1 protein-coding gene is annotated in these 1,263 nt (G+C 49.4%); it reads left to right on the forward strand.

Features of this window, described 5'->3' with window-relative positions; genetic code table 11:
- Positions 1-670: 670 nt before the first annotated feature.
- Positions 671-1,263 (forward strand): FmdB family zinc ribbon protein (locus tag B1A75_RS19160; RefSeq protein WP_483299640.1); only part of this gene is annotated, 593 nt, incomplete at its 3' end.

Consider the following 1,263-nt stretch of genomic DNA (forward strand, 5'->3'; position numbering starts at 1 on the left):
TCMCATAGCTCGCAGGCGACGATGGTTTCGGCATGWACATCCAATCCTGCKCAGCGAGGATAGATGACATCCATGAGGAAACTCCTCCTTTTCGATKCTCGAGTGCGCAAACAGCGAATCCACGGGAGAAATGCGGCAGTTTTCCGTTCGTCGTCACCTTTCCTCTATCACAGGAAAGGGCGGACAATGGGTGGTGCACCCAGTGGATTCAAACACTTTTCCGTACAGGGTCTAAGCCACCATTAAGCATAACGTCCTGTTGAACTGTTTGCGCCTATTCTTCATTATGGGAAGAAAAGGGGGATTTTCATGCCCGGGTGGAGAGCAAAAATTGCTCATGGAACTTTTCCGTGAAAATGCACGCGTCTTGATGGGTCATTTTCATGCCCGGGTGGAGGGCAAAACGTTGCCCATGAGACTCTTCCGTGAAAATGCGCGTGCCTGGATTGGTCATTTTCATGCCTGGGTGAAGAGCAAAACTTGCTCATGGAGCTTTCCATAGAAAAATCCCCTCCATAGTAAACGGTATTGTCAAAAGTTTATCCTCCACACTCACGGTTTTCTCTTGAGTTTCAACGGTTGGAAGAAAAAAAGCTTGCCACCCCCGTTGTTTTCGGCCATCATTGAGGTAACCACACACTCAACAGCCAAAACAAAGGAGTGACAAGCTTTGTTACCTCAATTATTAGCCTATTTGCTTCAAATCATCAAGACCCAATATCAAATCATTGTGTATCTCATGGGTGTGATCGTGGGAAAATCCCTGAATCGTAAGGACTTGGACGAACCCGTCCAAAAACCGTACCGAAAACTTCAGATCGATGACCTTCCGATCATCGATGTACCGGAAACCCTTGATTACCGGAAGTTGTTGGCGGACTACGAAGCCCAACACGGACGTCCTTTGCGGCCCATCCAGCGCCGCGCGAAGGCGAAACACCGTGTTCCAGATTCCTTGACTTGCCCTCGCTGCCAGGCTCCCTCTTCTTACCTGTACGCCAATAACGGCGGAAACGGGCAATACCAATGCAAAGTGTGCCAGTGCCGGTTCAACCACCGGAACCGGTTCACCAAGCAAGCGGTCTTTCGCTGCCCGCACTGCAAAAAGACGCTGGAAAAAATCAAGGAACGCAAAGAATACCACATCTATAAGTGCAAGAACAACGATTGCCCGKTTTACCAGGACAACCTTCGCCGGATGAAAAAGGCGGAGCGCCCACAGGTTAAAAAGGATCCTCAAGCCTTCAAGGTGCGGTATTTGGT

The sequence above is a fragment of the Geobacillus sp. LEMMY01 genome, assembly GCF_002042905.1.
Classification (GTDB): Bacteria; Bacillota; Bacilli; order Bacillales; family Anoxybacillaceae; genus Geobacillus; species Geobacillus proteiniphilus.